Origin of the sequence: Planktothrix sp., from assembly GCF_046067725.1 — a bacterium.
Taxonomy (GTDB): Bacteria; Cyanobacteriota; Cyanobacteriia; order Cyanobacteriales; family Microcoleaceae; genus Planktothrix.
On sequence record NZ_JBJUDF010000235.1, the window covers coordinates 1 to 16,812 of the forward strand.

At 37.4% G+C, this 16,812-nt stretch carries 14 protein-coding genes and 1 pseudogene; 10 read left to right on the top strand and 5 right to left on the bottom strand.

The window, feature by feature from the left end; all coding sequences use genetic code 11:
• Positions 1–120: 120 nt before the first annotated feature.
• From ACKPEB_RS14575 to ACKPEB_RS14585, 3 genes are all read right to left on the bottom strand, one after another.
• On the bottom strand, positions 121–1,161 hold the full coding sequence (locus ACKPEB_RS14575) for a type I restriction-modification enzyme R subunit C-terminal domain-containing protein (protein WP_408965649.1): 1,041 nt from the start codon (positions 1,159–1,161) through the stop codon (positions 121–123).
• On the bottom strand, positions 1,119–1,982 hold the full coding sequence (locus ACKPEB_RS14580; protein ID WP_408965650.1) for a DEAD/DEAH box helicase family protein: 864 nt from the start codon (positions 1,980–1,982) through the stop codon (positions 1,119–1,121). The genes ACKPEB_RS14575 and ACKPEB_RS14580 overlap by 43 nt, the downstream gene beginning before the upstream one ends.
• A gap of 86 nt (positions 1,983–2,068) precedes the next feature.
• Positions 2,069–2,338 carry a hypothetical protein gene (locus tag ACKPEB_RS14585; protein WP_408965651.1) on the bottom strand — a complete coding sequence of 90 codons (270 nt, stop codon included), beginning with the start codon at positions 2,336–2,338 and terminating at the stop codon, positions 2,069–2,071.
• Between the two features lie 430 nt (positions 2,339–2,768).
• Here ACKPEB_RS14585 and vap15 point away from each other — a divergent pair, with 430 nt between their 5' ends.
• The 4 genes and pseudogenes from vap15 to ACKPEB_RS14605 all read left to right on the top strand — a co-directional run bounded on the left by vap15 (position 2,769) and on the right by ACKPEB_RS14605 (position 6,738).
• Positions 2,769–3,005, top strand: a complete 237-nt coding sequence (vap15, locus tag ACKPEB_RS14590) for a type II toxin-antitoxin system VapB15 family antitoxin (protein ID WP_408965652.1) — start codon at positions 2,769–2,771, stop codon at positions 3,003–3,005.
• Positions 2,983–3,405 (top strand): annotated as a pseudogene (locus ACKPEB_RS14595) (putative toxin-antitoxin system toxin component, PIN family). Before vap15 ends, ACKPEB_RS14595 begins: the two are co-directional and overlap by 23 nt.
• A 144-nt stretch (positions 3,406–3,549) precedes the next feature.
• On the top strand, positions 3,550–3,987 hold the full coding sequence (locus tag ACKPEB_RS14600; protein ID WP_408965653.1) for a peroxiredoxin: 438 nt from the start codon (positions 3,550–3,552) through the stop codon (positions 3,985–3,987).
• 111 nt (positions 3,988–4,098) lie between these two features.
• Positions 4,099–6,738, top strand: coding sequence for a C39 family peptidase (locus ACKPEB_RS14605; RefSeq protein WP_408965654.1), 2,640 nt, complete (start codon positions 4,099–4,101; stop codon positions 6,736–6,738).
• Between the two features lie 93 nt (positions 6,739–6,831).
• Here ACKPEB_RS14605 and ilvA read toward each other — a convergent pair whose 3' ends face one another.
• Positions 6,832–8,343, bottom strand: coding sequence for a threonine ammonia-lyase, biosynthetic (gene ilvA, locus ACKPEB_RS14610; RefSeq protein ID WP_408965655.1), 1,512 nt, complete (start codon positions 8,341–8,343; stop codon positions 6,832–6,834).
• Between the two features lie 178 nt (positions 8,344–8,521).
• Here ilvA and ACKPEB_RS14615 point away from each other — a divergent pair, with 178 nt between their 5' ends.
• Positions 8,522–9,829, top strand: a complete 1,308-nt coding sequence (locus tag ACKPEB_RS14615) for a hypothetical protein (protein ID WP_408965656.1) — start codon at positions 8,522–8,524, stop codon at positions 9,827–9,829.
• A gap of 214 nt (positions 9,830–10,043) precedes the next feature.
• On the opposite strand, the gene ACKPEB_RS14620 is transcribed toward ACKPEB_RS14615, so the two are convergent.
• Positions 10,044–11,288 carry a CCA tRNA nucleotidyltransferase gene (locus ACKPEB_RS14620; RefSeq protein ID WP_408965657.1) on the bottom strand — a complete coding sequence of 415 codons (1,245 nt, stop codon included), beginning with the start codon at positions 11,286–11,288 and terminating at the stop codon, positions 10,044–10,046.
• 112 nt (positions 11,289–11,400) lie between these two features.
• Here ACKPEB_RS14620 and ACKPEB_RS14625 point away from each other — a divergent pair, with 112 nt between their 5' ends.
• The 5 genes from ACKPEB_RS14625 to ACKPEB_RS14645 all read left to right on the top strand — a co-directional run bounded on the left by ACKPEB_RS14625 (position 11,401) and on the right by ACKPEB_RS14645 (position 16,798).
• Positions 11,401–11,652, top strand: a complete 252-nt coding sequence (locus tag ACKPEB_RS14625; protein ID WP_408965670.1) for a Ycf34 family protein — start codon at positions 11,401–11,403, stop codon at positions 11,650–11,652.
• Positions 11,653–11,785: 133 nt separating this feature from the next.
• Positions 11,786–13,513, top strand: coding sequence for a protein kinase domain-containing protein (locus ACKPEB_RS14630; protein WP_408965658.1), 1,728 nt, complete (start codon positions 11,786–11,788; stop codon positions 13,511–13,513).
• A gap of 9 nt (positions 13,514–13,522) precedes the next feature.
• Complete coding sequence (tsaB, locus tag ACKPEB_RS14635; protein WP_408965659.1) at positions 13,523–14,185, top strand: tRNA (adenosine(37)-N6)-threonylcarbamoyltransferase complex dimerization subunit type 1 TsaB; 663 nt, start codon at positions 13,523–13,525, stop codon at positions 14,183–14,185.
• 239 nt (positions 14,186–14,424) lie between these two features.
• On the top strand, positions 14,425–15,348 hold the full coding sequence (locus tag ACKPEB_RS14640; RefSeq protein ID WP_408965660.1) for an undecaprenyl-diphosphate phosphatase: 924 nt from the start codon (positions 14,425–14,427) through the stop codon (positions 15,346–15,348).
• A 127-nt stretch (positions 15,349–15,475) separates the two neighbouring features.
• Positions 15,476–16,798, top strand: coding sequence for a TIGR03279 family radical SAM protein (locus ACKPEB_RS14645; protein WP_408965661.1), 1,323 nt, complete (start codon positions 15,476–15,478; stop codon positions 16,796–16,798).
• Positions 16,799–16,812 lie beyond the last annotated feature (14 nt).

Consider the following 16,812-nt stretch of genomic DNA (forward strand, 5'->3'; position numbering starts at 1 on the left):
GTAGGGGTAATTCATGTAGGGGTAATTCATGTAGGGGTAATTCATGTAGGGGTAATTCATGTAGGGGTAATTCATGTAGGGGTAATTCATGTAGGGGTAATTCATGAATTACCCCTACGATTACGCCACTACTTGATATAATTCAGACATCAATTCCCGCAAAGCTGCTTTATATTGAGGTTTACCCCCAAATCGTTTGACAATCTCCCCTGGAGATCCAAATTGCTTGAGTGGTTCTAATTTTAGCACAGCAATGTCTTCAATATTTTCGATCCCATCGGTAGCATATTTTTCTAAAAGAGCCTCTAAAACCGCCCGCGCTTGTGACTCATATTTAGTAAAATAATCTCGTTTTTTGACATTTTCTGCCCGTTCTTTGCGAGTTAAAGGGGGACGATCCCAAGCAATATGACAAATCAAATCGAATAAATCCAAATCTTTTTTAATCTCTTGCTGTAAGTCCTCAATAATAATACCCTGTTCTCGCAGTTCTGCAATCAAAGCACTTTTTTTATCCGCCTCATTCCAACGGGATAAAAATTGATCTAAACTGCTAAATTCTCGCAGCAAGTTCTGTTTAGTATAGTCTTTTAAACTCGTTGTCACTAAATCTCCATGATCATTGAGATATTGAATCCGCTCATTCAAGATTGTTACATCTACCCCAGCAATATAAACTTTAGTTTGTTTTTCTGTCGTAATTTCACCAGCAGAAATAATTGTCGGTTTTATATTTTCAGGAAGATTATTATCTTGATCAAAATCAACTATTTCCCCCGTCTCCTGATCAATAATTTCACCTGTGAGATCACCGATAATATTTTCTGGTGTAAATTCCTGATCATCCCGTATTTCCTTAATCATCACCGGATCACCGTCAAAAGATCGATCCGAAAATAGATCCGTCACATTTCTAAAATCCATAATTGTAAAAAATCGCTTATCAAATTGTTCATTAATCCTGGTTCCACGTCCAATAATTTGTTTAAATTCGGTCATAGAACGAATATTAGAATCCAGTACAATTAATTTACAGGTTTGAGCATCAACCCCCGTTGTCATTAACTTAGAAGTTGTCGCAATTACCGGATAACGTTCTTCAGGATTAGTAAAGTTATCTAATTCCAGTTTACCCTTCTTATCTTCTGCAGTAATTCGCAATCCTTGAGATTATAAATCCGATCCTCGACTAAATTCCCTGATTTATCTAGCTTACCCGCTTCGGGACGATATCCTTCTAAATCAACATTTAAACCGACGCGAATCACCTTATAAGGTGCAAGAAAACCATCATCAATGCCTTGTTTGAGAGAATAAGTATAAATCGGATCGGCAAAATATTCAATATTAGAAACTTCCTTAGTTTCCTTTGGGGTTGCTGTTAATCCGATTTGAGTTGCTGAACTAAAATACTCTAAAATTTCTCGCCATTTACTATCATCAGCAGCGCTCCCTCGATGACATTCATCAACGATAACTAAATCAAAAAAATCAGGGCTAAATTCTCGATAAGCATCAGCGTCTTCATCATAATTAACTAAACCCTGATACAAGGATAAATAGATTTCAAATGCGGTGTCAATTACTTTCTTTTTAATCACCGTCATTTTGTTTTTAAAATGCTTAAAATCGCCTCGTTTGGTTTGACTAATTAAAGAGGTGCGATCAGCTAAAAATAAAATTCGTTTTTTGATGCCATTTTTCCAGAGTCGATAAATAATCTGGAAAGCGGTGTAAGTCTTACCCGAACGAGTTGCCATCACCAATAGTAAACGATTCTGACCTTTAGCGATCGCTTCTACTGTCCGATTAATTGCAATCTGCTGATAATATCGCGGCTGGCGACCTTGAGAATCAAAAAAGTAATCAAAGCTGGCTATTTCTTCGGCTTCTGTGGTTTCAAGCTGCTTAAATTTCTTGTATTTTTGCCAAAGCTCGTCAGGACTCGGAAAATTATCAAGGCTTAATTCTCGCTCAACCAAACTAGAAAAACCTGATTTATCATGTTATATAAAACCATCTCCATTAGAACTAAAAGCGACAGGTAAATCTAAAATATCTGCATAATCTAAAGCCTGCTGCATACCAGCACCAAGAGGATAAATATTTTTTTAGCTTCAATAACAGCAATGGGTATATTCGGTTTATAATAAAGAATATAATCGGCTTTTTTAGCCTTACCTCTTTGGGTTCGATTCCCTTTAACATAAATTCGACCATCGGTAAAATAAACCTGTTCTCGGACTTGCTTGCTAATATCCCACCCCGCTCGAACTAAAGCAGGTAAAATATACTGTGTACAAATATCCTGTTCTGAAAGCTCTCGTTTATTAGTCATCTTTTATTTCACCGCTCTTAACGATAGCGGTTATTAGTCTAGTGAGGGATGTTTTTGAAACTAAAACCTTGCCAGTAAAGGGATTCAACATACCTCATCTAGCTGACAAAGGCTATATAGCAATCCTATTTGATTTGTGGTAGGGGCAATTCATGAATTGCCCCTACGGTAAGGGTTTGAGTCATAGAAGTGATTACAACCGATTTAGACTTGCTATAGCAATCCTTGAATAACATTATAAAGGTTTTAGCCAAACTGTTCTCTATTTTCTCATTAGAGGGATAAAGCCAAACTTCATACATCAGATCGAATGTTTCTCCTTACCCAAGATTCAATTAAGAAACCCGGTTTCTGGTTTTGGGGATAAACACCCCATCCTCAATCTAAAAATTTAAGATAAAATATCAATAAACCCTAACTGTAACGAACAATGACTCCAGCCAGCTATCAACTTTCCCTGAACTTTGAGCAAGTTTTAACCTTGGTCAAACAACTGCCCTATCCAGAAAAATTGCTGTTAAGCCAAGAACTTGAAAAAGAAGTATTAAATAGCAAATTAACATCCATTTTAGAATCATTCAAAACGGATGAACTCTCTTTAGAAACTATTACGGAAGAAGTTGAAGCAGTTAGAAGCGAAATTTATGCCAGAAAATCAGCCTCTTAAAGTAATTATAGACACCAATCTTTGGATTAGCTTTTTGATTGGTAAAGAATTAGCCAATCTCCAACAATTAATCGTCAATAAAACGCTCCAAGTTGTCTTGTGCAACCAACTCCTAGAGGAAATTTATCGGGTAACTCAAAGACCAAAACTTCACAAATATTTTCCAGTAGCAAAAATCCAATAATTGCTGGAATTGTTGAATATTATTGGTTTATCTATAGAAATAACTTCAGAAGTTTCTATTTGTAGAGATGCTAAAGATAATTATTTATTAGCTTTAGCTAAAGATAGTCAAGCTAATTTCTTAATTACAGGAGATAGAGATTTATTAAGTTTGGCGAATTTTGAGGGGACAGAAATTTTAACTTACAAAGATTTTTTACAAAAAATAGGGAACTAACGTTCAGAATATCTTCATCAACTAGAATGGTAATGCTTGCCATTGTCCTAATTCATTCTTTTTTCTTCAGATTGTCCGAAATGTCTTAAAATAACTGAAGACAGTCAACATCAAGTTCAGTCTAATTGAGGAGGACGAAATACAATGCCTTTAGCAGTTGGCGCAGATGCCCCTAGCTTTACCGTCAAAGACACGAATGGGAATATCGTTTCTCTGTCTGACTTTGCAGGCAAAACCGTTGTGATGTATTTCTATCCGAAAGATGATACCCCCGGTTGCACCAAACAAGCTTGTAGTTTCCGCGATAACTATACAACTTATCAAGGAAAAGATATCGTTGTCTTAGGGGTCAGCATGGATAATGAAGCTTCCCACCAACAGTTTACTGAGAAATATAGTTTACCCTTTCCTTTATTAGCCGATACTGACGGAAGCATTACCAAAGCTTATGATGTAGAGGGAGGTGGCTATGCTAAACGGGTAACTTATGTGATTGATGGCAGTGGTAAAATTATCCACGTTGATGCAGCCGTCAATACTGCAAACCACGCCCAAGATATTTTAGCCGTTCTGGGTGCTTAATTGTCATCAAAATTATCCGTATTTTTGATCGTGCCGCCCGTAGAATTTTTTTGGGCGGTTTTTTACTAATTTTAACCGTTTATTCATTTCTATTAAGAGCGAGTTGTAAACATGGTAACCTATCTCGGCCCAAAAGACATTCTGATTGATCAACCTGCTGTTTTAGTGGGAACCTATAACCCCCAACAATGCCAAACTGTTGCTGTTATCGCAGAAGATAAATATCCTCTGACCGTCGATTTTAATCCTCAAGCGGGGATTTGGTCAGTGTGTTTAGAAAACGGATTTAATACCGCCGGAAAACGCTGGTTAAGACTACAAGGAAAAGATGACAAAAATAATACGGTTGTGGATCAAGTGATTGATTGTATGGTCAATCAAGAAGGGATTAATACCCGATTTAATTATACCATTATTCCTCAACAAGATACAGTCTTAAAAGTTAAACCCATTGATTCTTCGCAATTAACAGAAAACCAAAAAAAACCTTTAAAACTCGGTGAAGTTTTAGTGGTCGATACCCTAGAATTAATCAACGATCATTTAAAGCTCGAACTGAATCAACCTTTAGCCAATTTAGGAAAATTTGTTTATGTTTATCAACCCCATGTTGTTGTAGCAAAAGGCTCAAAATTATTATGGTTTAATCAAAGTCAACTACCGGATCATATACCCGGAAGTCAACTGTTGTGGATCACCCAAACCACCCCGCTTAAACTGCAACCCGACGATTTATCCCAGTTAGCATCCCATCAATATATTGAAATGCCTCAAGGGAGCACCTATACGGTGTTAGGATATGCTTGTATTGCTGACCATTTTCGGGTGACGCTCAATCAAGAATTTCCGGGTTTTGGTAAATCAGGATATCTCTATCGCTATCATGTTGAACTATTAGAAAAAAGTCAAGAAATCCCCTTTGATAATAATGCGATAACCTGCACAATTGTTAATACAACCCCCTTAAAAAAACGTCCCGTAGATTCTGCTTACCTAGAAGCTTCAGAAAAAATTACCCTCCCTGCTGGAATGGTTTATGGGGTACAAAGTTATACTTCAGAAGACGGTCATATTAAAGTCGCTTTTACCGAAAATTTTCCTAATTTTGGGAATACGGGTTATTTGTATCCCGATTTTATCTTCCTGAGTCGGGGAAGTCTTTCTTTAACTTCTAATAAAACCTTAACCTATCAGGGGCCAACGGAAGTTTTAGTGAATACTCCTGTGGTTTTAAAAGGAACTTTTGATCCAAAAACTACTGCTAAAATTACTTTATTTGCGGAAGATCGCTATGCCTTTGATGTGAGTTTAGATTGGCAGGAAACTACCTGGAATTGTCAATTAAATCAAGGATTTAGTGAGGCGGGATATCGGTGGTTACGGTTAAAAGCACTGGACTCCCAAGACAATGTTACTGCTAGTCAAGTGATTAATATTACGGTTAGTGAAAATGCCATGACTGTTGGAGAATCTCTAACCTTAGAAATCCTTGAAGATACGTTATTTAAAATTGTACCTTTTGATTCAGCTTCGTTAAATCAACAACAAAAAATAGCGGTAAAAGCGGGTCAAACCTTCAAAGTTTTAAAATATGGTTTAGTGGATGGTCATCTTAAAGTTGTTTTAGAAAATACGATTCCACCCATTGGTAACTTTGGTTATCTTTATACCGATTATGTGAGATTAAAAAAAGGCTCAGAAGTATTTCGGTTTGATATTGAGGACGTTCCTGATACCGATGTTAATGCTCAAATGTTAGTATTACAAACAACAAAAATTAAAGCAAAACCCGTTGATTCTTCTTATTTAGATCCTCAACAATTTGAAGAATTATTATTAGGGCAAACCTTTACAATTAAGGGGTATGCTTGTATTAAAGGACATTTTCGTGTCACCTTAGCTCAATCAATTCCCGGTTTTGGTACAGTGGGTTATGTGTATTGGCAGCACGTTAAATTAATTCGAGATGGTCAAGAAATTGGTTATGATCCTGATGCAATTACTCTGACTGTATTAGAAAAAACAGTCTTAAAGAAACAGCCAATTGATTCTAGTCAATTACAAGACTCTGAGCGTACAACTTTACCCTTGGGACGGGTTTATGGAGTTAAAAGTTATGCTTTGGAAAATAATCATATTAAGGTTTCTCTCTTGGAAGAATTGCCGAATTTTGGAAATACGGGTTATATTTTTCCCCAGTATGTGAAGTTCAAACGGGGAGGACGAGTCTTTAACCCTTTACCCCCTCAATTAGAGTTAAATGTTCCCTATTTTTCTCAACGAGATAATCCCCGTTTTTATTGGTCTACTTGTAATGTCACTTCTATTGCTATGGTGATGTATTATTACGGCGTGCGACCGAAATGGGGCGGACAATTAGAAGATGAATTATTGCAATGGTGTTTTAATTATGGGGGGACAGGTTCTCAAACTGATCATAATGTTTTATCTGCTTTAATTCGAGCTTATGGATTTAAAAGCAGTTTTAGCACCACTCGTTATTGGTCTGATTTGAAAACCGAATTAATTAATCGTCGTCCGGTTGTGATTGGTGTAGATACGACTCCATCGGGTCATATTCTAACTGTTATTGGCTATAATAATCAGGGATATATTGTTAATGATCCTTGGGGAGATGCTTACACTGGATATTCTAATACTGAGGGTCGAAGAATTATTTATTCCTATGGTTACATGAATCAAGTTGCAGGGCCAGATGGTTCAGTTTGGGCACATTTTATTGAACCTTAATTGATTGTAGGGGCGGTATTTTTGCCAACCTAGCTAAGAATAGGGTTGGAAGACCCAACCCCTACAAAAACATCTACCCCTATTGTTGTTTTTTTAGGATAAAAAGAGTTTATAAGCCGGGTTTTTATTCTCATCCCAATAACGATAACCTAAACCCTCTAAAAAGGCTTGCCATTCTGTCATTTCTTCAGGAGGAACCTGCATTCCTACCACAATTCTACCATAATCTGCTCCATTATTTCGATAGTGAAATAAACTAATATTCCAGTTCGGACTCATAGAACAAACAAATCTCATTAACGCCCCTGGACGTTCAGGAAATTCAAACCGATATAATAATTCATGATGAGCTAAAGCAGACCGTCCGCCCACCATGTGGCGCAGGTGTAATTTAGTTAATTCATCATCGGTTAAATCAATCGTTTTAAATCCATTTTCCTCAAAATGTTCCATCATTTTAACAGCATCTGCCCGATTTTGAATCTGCATTCCAACAAAAATATGGGCTTCTTTTTCATCGGCAATTCGATAGTTAAATTCGGTTAAATTGCGCTTGCCAATACATTCACAAAACTGGCGTAAACTACCGGGTTTTTCAGGAATTGTAACGGCAAAAATTGCCTCTCGACGTTCTCCAAATTCGGCGCGTTCTGCTACAAATCGTAAGCGGTCAAAATTCATATTCGCCCCACAAGCAACCGCAATTAACGTTTGTCCTTGAATTTGTTCTCGCTCAACATAAGCCTTTGCTCCTGCAATTGCTAAGGCTCCCGCAGGTTCTAAAATTGAACGGGTATCCTCAAAAACATCTTTAATCGCCGCACAAGTATCATCCGTATCAACTAATATAATTTCATCCACATATTCTTGACATAATCGGAAGGTTTCTTCCCCCACTTCTCGCACCGCTACACCATCTGCAAATAACCCGACTTGTGATAACTTAATTCGATGTCCGGCTTTCAACGATTGTGACATGGCATCGGCATCAACAGGTTCGACTCCGATGATTTTAATTTCAGGACGTAATCGTTTAATATAAGCGGCAATTCCTGAGATTAATCCCCCCCCACCAATGGCAACAAAAATAGCATGAATTGGTTGTTGATATTGCCGTAAAATTTCCATGCCAATTGTACCTTGTCCGGCAATCACATGGGGGTCATCAAAAGGGTGAATAAAGGTTAATCCTTTTTCGGCTTCTAATTGACGAGCATAGGTATAAGCTTCATCAAAAGTATCACCATATAAAACCACTTCGCCCCCCCTTGCTTTAACAGCATTGACTTTAACTTGAGGAGTGGTTACAGGCATCACAATAATGGCTTTTGTTCCCAATTGTGACGCACCCAGAGCAACTCCTTGGGCATGATTTCCGGCTGATGCGGCAATGACTCCCTGCTTTAATAAATCAGGAGGAAGACAAGCCATTTTGTTATATGCTCCCCGCAATTTAAAGGAAAAGACAGACTGCATATCTTCTCGCTTTAAAAGTAATTTATTATTCAGACGGGCGGAGAGGTTAGGAGCGTATTCTAAGGGTGTTTCTTGGGCAACATCGTAAACACGGGCGGTGAGAATTTGTACTAAGTAGTCGCAAAGCATGGAGTTGAAACCAAGGCAAGGGGTGACACATCATTATATTACAGGATTAGTGCTACTATTTTTTACTTTAAGAATAATAGTTGAGGCTCAATTTAAAGTTTTGATAAAGAAATCCCGATTTTTAAGGTTAATAGGGTAGAATTTGAGGTAACAATTTAGAGGGTTGAGACTCTGATTTATGGATAAATCCATTGTGCAGTTAGTGGATGAACTTCCCGCCGATAATATTACGGTGAAAGTCTTAAAGGCGATTGATTATTTAATGCCGGGACAGTGGACAAATTTAGTCGGCTTTGAGAATAGTATCCGTACTATTACTGGAGAAACCGATACTCAAATTATTCAAAAAATTCGAGATCGGGCTGTTGTTTTATATCATGATCCTCAATATGGCTATCAATCAGCCATTCAACTTTATCAAACCATTGATACAGCAGATGTCGCTATTGCAACGGCAGCTTTAGCGAATAAAGTCGGAGAAAAAATTAGCTTTTTGTCTATTTTAAGCAGTATTACCCCTAAAGCTGAAGTTAGCCAAACCTTTGATTTGGTCTTAAAAATTGCGGTTGAAATTATTGCTTTTTGTAAGTTGAATGGTATTCCTCAACCTAACCCTCAAGAATTTGTTAAAGCCCTGAATAATAATTATCAAGATGCCGCATTAATGCGAATGGTGGCTTTAGTTTGTTTGGATGGAATGCTACCATTAGGCCCTAACTTTTTAAGTAAAATCCATCAAACTATTACTCAAGCGGATACCCGTATTTTAACCCAAAACCCACTCTTTTCATCCCTGAGTAATTTTATTCCAGGGGGTACATCCTCGGATAAATTGGGTTTTATTACTCAAGGGTTTGATTCGGTTCAAGGTTGGATTAATAATTTAGTAACTAAAACTGGAATTACGCCCCAATCTATTTTTAATGCTTTGGGAAATTGTATCCAAATTGCAGATGATAATTTAGATTTTGTTGCGGCTTTTATTGACCAAAGCACGAATTATTATCAACATACAGGAATTCAAACCGTTGCGCGTAAACTGATTTTACACGCTCAAGAGTCTGTAAAATCGGAATTACCAACAGCAACTTTACCCATTCATTCTAATCCAGTATCAAGTTCTGTTTCTTCGGTTTCGACTCAATATAAAGTCGGTCAAACGGTAGAAGTTTGGGATGAAGAAGATGAAGATTGGTATGAATCTACCATCCAAAAAGTCAAAGAAAACGAGTATTATATTCATTACGTCGGTTATGGTTCATCGGATGATGAATGGGTAGATGAAGATGATGTTCGAGTTCGAGATCATAGTACAACGGATGATAATGGATATGGGGTAGGTCAAAAGGTGAAAGTTTGGGATGATGACGAGGAAGAATGGTATTCTGCCATCATTGAAAAAAGTGAAGGGCATCAATATTATGTTCATTATATCGGTTATGATTCCTCCTATAGTGAATGGGTAGATTCCGATGACATCAGTTAACCAATTTTAGGAGATTCAAGAGTTTTTAAATTTTATGGAAACCTATGCAACCTAGACCCTAGAGGGTTTGGCAACCAAACCCCTACAATAAAATATTACAAACTATGGAGAATTGCTATAGCAATCCTATTTGGTTTGTGGTAGGGGCAATTCATGAATTGCCCCTACGGTAAGGGTTTTAGTTATAGAGGTTATTACAACCGATTTAGACTGGCTATAATAATTGTTGAGCATAAGCGATCGCATCTTCAATTGTTGTTACTTTCCCTTCAATTTTTCCTAACTGAATCTCTAATAATAGTTCTCCAATTTTAGGGCTCGGACGTAAATTTAAGGCTTCCATTAATTGATTTCCTGTTAATAAAGGTTGGGGATGGGCGACGGGATCATTGGGGTTGAGATAACGATTTATTAAAGGAGTAAGACTGTTTAGGGAAAATCCATCGGCTATTGCACTGACAATTAAGGCTGGAAATAATAATCCTAAATTTTGGAATAAAAAATATTGTTCTCTTAGAGATAGTTCTCTGGTTTTCAAGAGGTTTAATTGAGATAGACCTTTTAAAATTACTAAAGTGCTTCTTAATTCTAATTTACTAAATTTTAACTGTAATAATTCTTCTTCAGCGACGGTAAGATTCTGATTTAACAAACAAGTTAGTTTTGCTAGTGCTAAACGGTATATTTTTAAAGTATCGCTCAATTCTTGAGATAATTCAAGTAAAATTTGAGGGTAAACTTCTCCTAATTGAATTGCTGATAAATCGATTTGACATAATTGCTTAAATTGCTGATTTGCATTTTTAAAATAAGGAGAAAGTAAACCAATTTCCCAAGCTTGTTGTATCAAAGGTGCTGTGTTTTGGGTATTTAATAAATAAACTAACTCGGTGCGAATGCGTTCGGCTGCAACTCGACTTAACAACGGTGCAAATTCTTGAATTGTAGCTTGAGTTTTAGCCTCGATTTTAAATCCTAATTGGGCAGCTTGACGATATCCTCTTAATAATCGTAATGGATCATCTTGTAAATTTTCTGGAGAAATCATTTTAATCAAACGTTGTTGTAAATCCTCTTGACCCTTGTTAGGATCAATAAAGGTTTGAGTCAACGGATCAAAAGCGATCGCATTAACTGTAAAGTCTCGTCGGCGTAAATCTTGTTCTAAACAATGTCCTTCCGCTTGAGCAAAATCAACTGTTATTTGGTCAAAGACAACCCGTGCAATGTGTCGTTGAGCATCCAACAAAACGAACCCAGCTTTGTACTTTTCAGCTAAAGTTCGCGCCGTTTTGACCGCATCTTGTAACAGGACAAAATCTAAATCTAAAATAGGAGTTTTACGACCAATTAACCCGTCTCGAACTGCACCCCCAACTAAATAGGCAGGTTGAGGTAAATCACTCAGTTCAAACGGCCAAGTAACAGGAAAGAAGACATCGGCTAAAGCTTCAGACATTGCAACAAAAATCAATGAGATTGTCAAGCAGGTTAAGGCCTACCTAAGCTAAATTAACATCAAAGGGATGGACAATTGTTCCACCCTTGGCAATCCACCGAGGAATGGAATTATGTGTATTTGTGTGAATTGTCATTACGTTGATCGCTGTACCACCTACCACGCCGTAGAAACCCAGCATCAAGAACGCCATTTGACCGATAACCCTACCTTTGAACCCATCGAACCCACCATTAACGTTAATATTCGCACCCCTAGCGACCATGAGATTGAAATGGAATGGGATGTAGTCGGATGTCTGAGTTTTAAAGAAGAAAAGGGTAAATGGGCGAAATTAAGACCGGGCGAATTAGTTCCGACTTAAACAGTTATCAATTATCCGCATTATCAGTTATCAGTTATCAGTTAATGGTTGAGTTTTAACTGTTAGCTTTGTTAGTTTTTAATAAAACTCTTCCCATTCGTAATTCGTAATTCCCTGTTCCCTTCTATAAAAAATGAGTTATTGTTTTAATCCGAATTGTTATAATCCGCAGAATTCTAGTGATGCTAAATTCTGTCAAAATTGTGGCTCTAAATTATTGTTAAGTTCTGTTTCTGAGCTAACTGAGTCTGTTGTTTATCGAGGGATTCAATTAATTGGACAGGGAGGATTTGGTCGGACATTTTTAGTGGTTAACGAGAGTCAAGCGTTAACACCTTATTGTGTAATTAAACAATTTTTTCCCCAAGGAAGTAATGCGAGGAAAGCCACAGAATTGTTTGAACAAGAAGCTAAACAATTAAAAATTTTGGGGCAACATCCCCAAATTCCTACCGAGTTAGGTTATTTTGAACAAGATGGCTATCAATATTTAGTTCAAGAATTGATTGAAGGAAAAAATTTAGCCCAAGAATTGCAAGAAAACGGCGAATTCACTGAACAAAAAATATGGTTTATTTTAAAAGACTTGTTACCTATTTTGCAGTTTGTTCATGAAAATAAAGTCATTCATCGAGATATTAAACCTGAAAATATTATTCGTCGGTTTAATACGAAAAAAACAATTGGAAATTTAGTCTTAGTGGATTTTGGGGCTGCTAAATTAGTCACTGGGGGAATGCTTCCTAAAACGGGAACCATGATTGGGAGTGCGGCGTATACTGCCCCAGAACAATTAATGGGAAAAGCGGTTTTTTCCAGTGATTTGTATAGCTTAGGGGTGACTTGTATTCATTTACTGACTAATGTTCCGCCTTTTGATTTATTTGATAGTGCAGAAGGAACGTGGGTCTGGCGAGATTATTTAAAAACCCCGGTTAGTGATGAATTAGGATATATTTTAGATAAAATGTTGCAGGGTGCAACCCGGAATCGTTACCATTCTGCGGCGGCAATTTTACGACAAATTAATCCTAAACCCGATTATATTCCAGCCATGCCGGGATTAAAAATCAATCCTGAAACGGGATTTAAACCTTTAGCAGAACAGCCTGAAATTATTCAACCTTCTGGTTCTGAACCTGCGGTATCTTCAGAAAAAGTTGTTGAAGTCATCCCCCCTAAACCCCTGAATAAAATCAACAAAATCCCAGAAATTCTGCAACAACGTTTAGAAAAGTATGGCATTGTTCAGGTAACAGTTAATCAAACCCAGAACAATCAATTAACAATTGTTTTAAATCGAGATCCCAATCGAACTGTTACCTATCAACAGTTAGTTCCGATTATTGGTTATCAATTAACCCATTGTCAAATCTCTCATATTCACAAAGTTAAACTTTTAGGGCGAGTCAATAATAAAGAAGTTCCTGAATGGACATCGGCTTTAAAATTAGATCGCAAGACCAAAATTAAAAATAAAATGATTCGATTTCAGCATCAGGCATTGTTGCCACAGTTGCTTCAATTGACTTCTTTTGAGTTTTGGATCAAACAAATTAAAAAGCCGGAATTCTGGCTTGATGGATTTATGGGGGTAATGATTTTATTTATTTTTACACAGAAAATTATTATCTTAACACCGATAATTGCAGTCTTGATTGCGGGAGGATTTTTAGGTGTTAAACATCTCGTCAATCAGACGAATATCCTCGACACCAATCAACTCTTTATCACCATTACCATCCTATTTATACTCGTGGGTCGATTACACTTAAAGATTGAGGTGGATGGAATATTTGGTATAATCTTAGGGGGTGTGTTTATGATCATGCCCATGTTTTTTCCCCGCAATCCCTCTTAATTTGAACCTGTGCAACCGATTTCCTCTCAACCTGTTTATGGTTTAGCTATTCACACCAGTAGTCCTGACCTGGGATTAGCACTCAGTAACTTTCAAGACGTTCAGCGTTGTCAATCCTGGGCAATCGGACGAGATTTATCCACCCAACTGCACCAATATTTATTAGAGTTTATTCAACCCCAAACTTGGTCAGAGTTGGGATGGATTGCTGTCGCTAAAGGCCCCGGAAGTTTTACTGGAACTCGCATCGGAGTCGTCACCGCCCGCACCTTAGCTCAACAGTTAAATATTCCACTATTTGCTATTTCTAGTTTAGCCGCGATCGCTTGGAAAGAACAACTTCAACTCAGACAAAATCAAGATCAAAATTTAGTCATTGCACTGGAAATGCGGGCACAACGAGGTCAACTTTTTGTAGCAATTTATGATCAAAATCCAGAAACCAATTCCGGGTTAATTCCCCAATTACCGGATAGTGTCATGTCATCTCAGCAGTGGGAACAAACCTTAGCCTCTTGGCAAACACCCTATCATCGGGTCAAGGTAGAAGCCGGGTTAGGACAAACGGCAATGCAATTATTAGAATTAGGATATTTAGACTGGAAATTGGGAAAATATTCCCACTGGTCAGAAACATTGCCTTATTATGGGCAGCATCCTGTAGAATTATAAGGGAATTCTGATTTTAACCCTCCCTTAAACAAAAGCCTGATTTCTTTAAGCAACTTTTCATCAATCAATGAAAATTTACTGTTCAACTGAGGCCATAATGTTTTTGAGATCAGAGTCTATCGATTAGCAAATCAGGCTATTATTTTAGGGGTCTATAGATTGCATCCTGAAATTTACCGCCTTAAGAAGAGAATTTAAGATTTGCAATGTGTAATCAGATGTTATTGAGTTTATATTCTATGATTTTTATGTCGGATTTATTTTTGAATTTAGAAGCAACAGATCTACTGGCTCAAACGGTATCTTCGAGTTCAATCGGTTCCGAAATTAATATCATAGAAGCATTTTTTTTAGGATTAATTCAAGGAGTAACAGAATTTTTACCCATTAGCAGTACCGCCCATTTAAAAGTCATCCCTGTGATGTTAGGTTGGGGAGATCCGGGTATTGAATTTACAGCCATTATTCAGTTAGGCAGTATTGCGGCAGTCGTGTGGTTTTTTTGGCATGATTTAGTTCAAGTGGTTCTGGGATCATGGCGGGCGATTCAAAAAAAGGATTATGAGTCTGTAGACTTTCGTTTAGCGTTAGGGATTACGTTAGGTACGATTCCAATTGTCTTTTTTGGATTGTTAATTAAACTGTTTATTCCTGATTATGAGAACTCTTCCTTACGCAGTTTAGAAATGATTGCCTTCGCCTCTATTGGAATGTCAATTTTATTAGGATTAGCTGAAAAAATAGGGCAACGAAAACGAAATTTTGAACAGCTTAAACTCCGAGATGGAATATTAATGGGTTTAGCTGAAGCCTTAGCTTTAATTCCTGGCGTTTCTCGATCCGGATCAACCATTACGGCTGGATTATTTATCGGCTTAGAACGAGCAACGGCGGCTCGTTTTTCTTTTTTATTAGGAATTCCAGCCATTACTTTAGCAGGAGCGGTGGAATTAAAAATGGTATTTGCAAGCGGTATCAGGCATTCAGACCTGATTCATATTAGTATTGGTTTAATTTCATCGGCTATTTTTTCCTATTTATCAATTGCTTGGTTAATTCGTTATTTACAAAAACAAAGTACCTGGATTTTTGTTTGGTATCGTCTCGCCTTTGGAGTCATGATTCTAGTGGCTGTGTGGGGCGGTGCATTAAACAATATTTAGAATTAACAGGGAACGGGTAACAGGGAACAGCAAGAAGAAGATGTGTGTTGTATTAGTCTTCATCCTAACCCGGTTTGCACGACTGCTTTACAATGTAGAGATGTTCTATTGTGTTCCCTGCCCTAACATGATTCGACCTGCTAAAATTACAACCGTCTTACCCAACTCTCTGGCGGAAGAAATAGGATTTGAACCCGGAGATGCCATTGTTTCCATTAACGGACAACAACCCCGTGATTTAATCGATTATCAATTTTTATGCGCTGATGAAGTGTTAGAATTAGAAGTTTTAGATCGATTGGGAAAAACCCATCAACTTGAAATAGAAAAAGATTATGATCAAGATTTAGGCTTAGAGTTTGAATCCGCTTTATTTGATGGATTAATTCAATGTAATAATCGCTGTCCGTTTTGTTTTATTGATCAACAACCCCCCGGAAAGCGAGAAACTTTATATTTAAAAGATGATGATTATCGCTTGAGCTTTTTATATGGTTCCTATTTAACCTTAACTAATTTATCTCAACGAGAATGGGATAGAATCGCTCAACTGCGGCTTTCTCCGTTGTATGTTTCGGTTCACGCCACCGAACCTGAAGTTAGAATTCGCTTATTAAAAAATCACCGGGCGGGTCAAATCTTAAATCAGTTAAAATGGTTTAAAAAGAATCGTTTACAAATTCATGCTCAAGTTGTCGTTTGTCCAGGGATTAATGATGGTCAACACTTAGAACAAACCTTATTAGATTTAGCTCAATTTCATCGGGGTAGAATCCCCACCGTTGCTTCTGTTGCGGTGGTTCCCGTGGGGTTAACTCGCTTTCGTCCTCCCGAAGATGAATTAATTCCCGTTACGCCTGAAAAAGCGCAAGAAATTATTACTCAAGTTCAAAATTTACAACAAAAATTTCAACAAGAATTGGGTTCAACTTGCGTTTGGATTGCTGATGAACTCTTTTTAATTGCTGGTGCAGAATTACCGCCTGAATCCCATTATCAAGATTATCCTCAAATTGGTAATGGGGTGGGTTCCATTCGCAAATTTATTAAAGAATTTGAACAAACCGTTAGACAACACCCGATTCAATCTTGTTCAACTCCCCGTCAATTGACTTGGGTAGTGGGAAATGCCGTTGAAAAAGCCTTTCAACCTTTGCTAAACTCCTTAAATGAGATTTCAGGACTAACGGTGAATTTAGTAGCTTTAGCGAGTCAATATTGGGGTCAAGAGATTACGGTTACAGGTCTATTAACCGGACAAGACTTGCTGCAAGGATTAAAGGGAAAATTATTAGGAAATGGGATTTTATTACCCTCGGTGATGTTAAAACAAGGAGAACCTGTGTTTCTGGATGATATGACGGTAGCGGAACTCGCAGAACAACTAGAAACGAAAATTTTCCCGGTGAGTAATGTTGAAGAATTAATCTCTATTGCTTTGAAGGATTAATTTTAATTGTAGTA

Coding starts and splice junctions, on each gene's coding strand:
- ACKPEB_RS14585 (WP_408965651.1), bottom strand. CDS start 2,338: ATGACTAATAAACGAGAGCTTTCAGAACAGGATATTTGTACACAGTAT.
- ACKPEB_RS14630 (WP_408965658.1), top strand. CDS start 11,786: ATGAGTTATTGTTTTAATCCGAATTGTTATAATCCGCAGAATTCTAGT.
- ACKPEB_RS14645 (WP_408965661.1), top strand. CDS start 15,476: ATGATTCGACCTGCTAAAATTACAACCGTCTTACCCAACTCTCTGGCG.
- ACKPEB_RS14615 (WP_408965656.1), top strand. CDS start 8,522: ATGGATAAATCCATTGTGCAGTTAGTGGATGAACTTCCCGCCGATAAT.
- ilvA (WP_408965655.1), bottom strand. CDS start 8,343: ATGCTTTGCGACTACTTAGTACAAATTCTCACCGCCCGTGTTTACGAT.
- ACKPEB_RS14620 (WP_408965657.1), bottom strand. CDS start 11,288: ATGTCTGAAGCTTTAGCCGATGTCTTCTTTCCTGTTACTTGGCCGTTT.
- ACKPEB_RS14605 (WP_408965654.1), top strand. CDS start 4,099: ATGGTAACCTATCTCGGCCCAAAAGACATTCTGATTGATCAACCTGCT.
- vap15 (WP_408965652.1), top strand. CDS start 2,769: ATGACTCCAGCCAGCTATCAACTTTCCCTGAACTTTGAGCAAGTTTTA.
- ACKPEB_RS14600 (WP_408965653.1), top strand. CDS start 3,550: ATGCCTTTAGCAGTTGGCGCAGATGCCCCTAGCTTTACCGTCAAAGAC.
- ACKPEB_RS14625 (WP_408965670.1), top strand. CDS start 11,401: ATGTGTATTTGTGTGAATTGTCATTACGTTGATCGCTGTACCACCTAC.
- ACKPEB_RS14640 (WP_408965660.1), top strand. CDS start 14,425: ATGATTTTTATGTCGGATTTATTTTTGAATTTAGAAGCAACAGATCTA.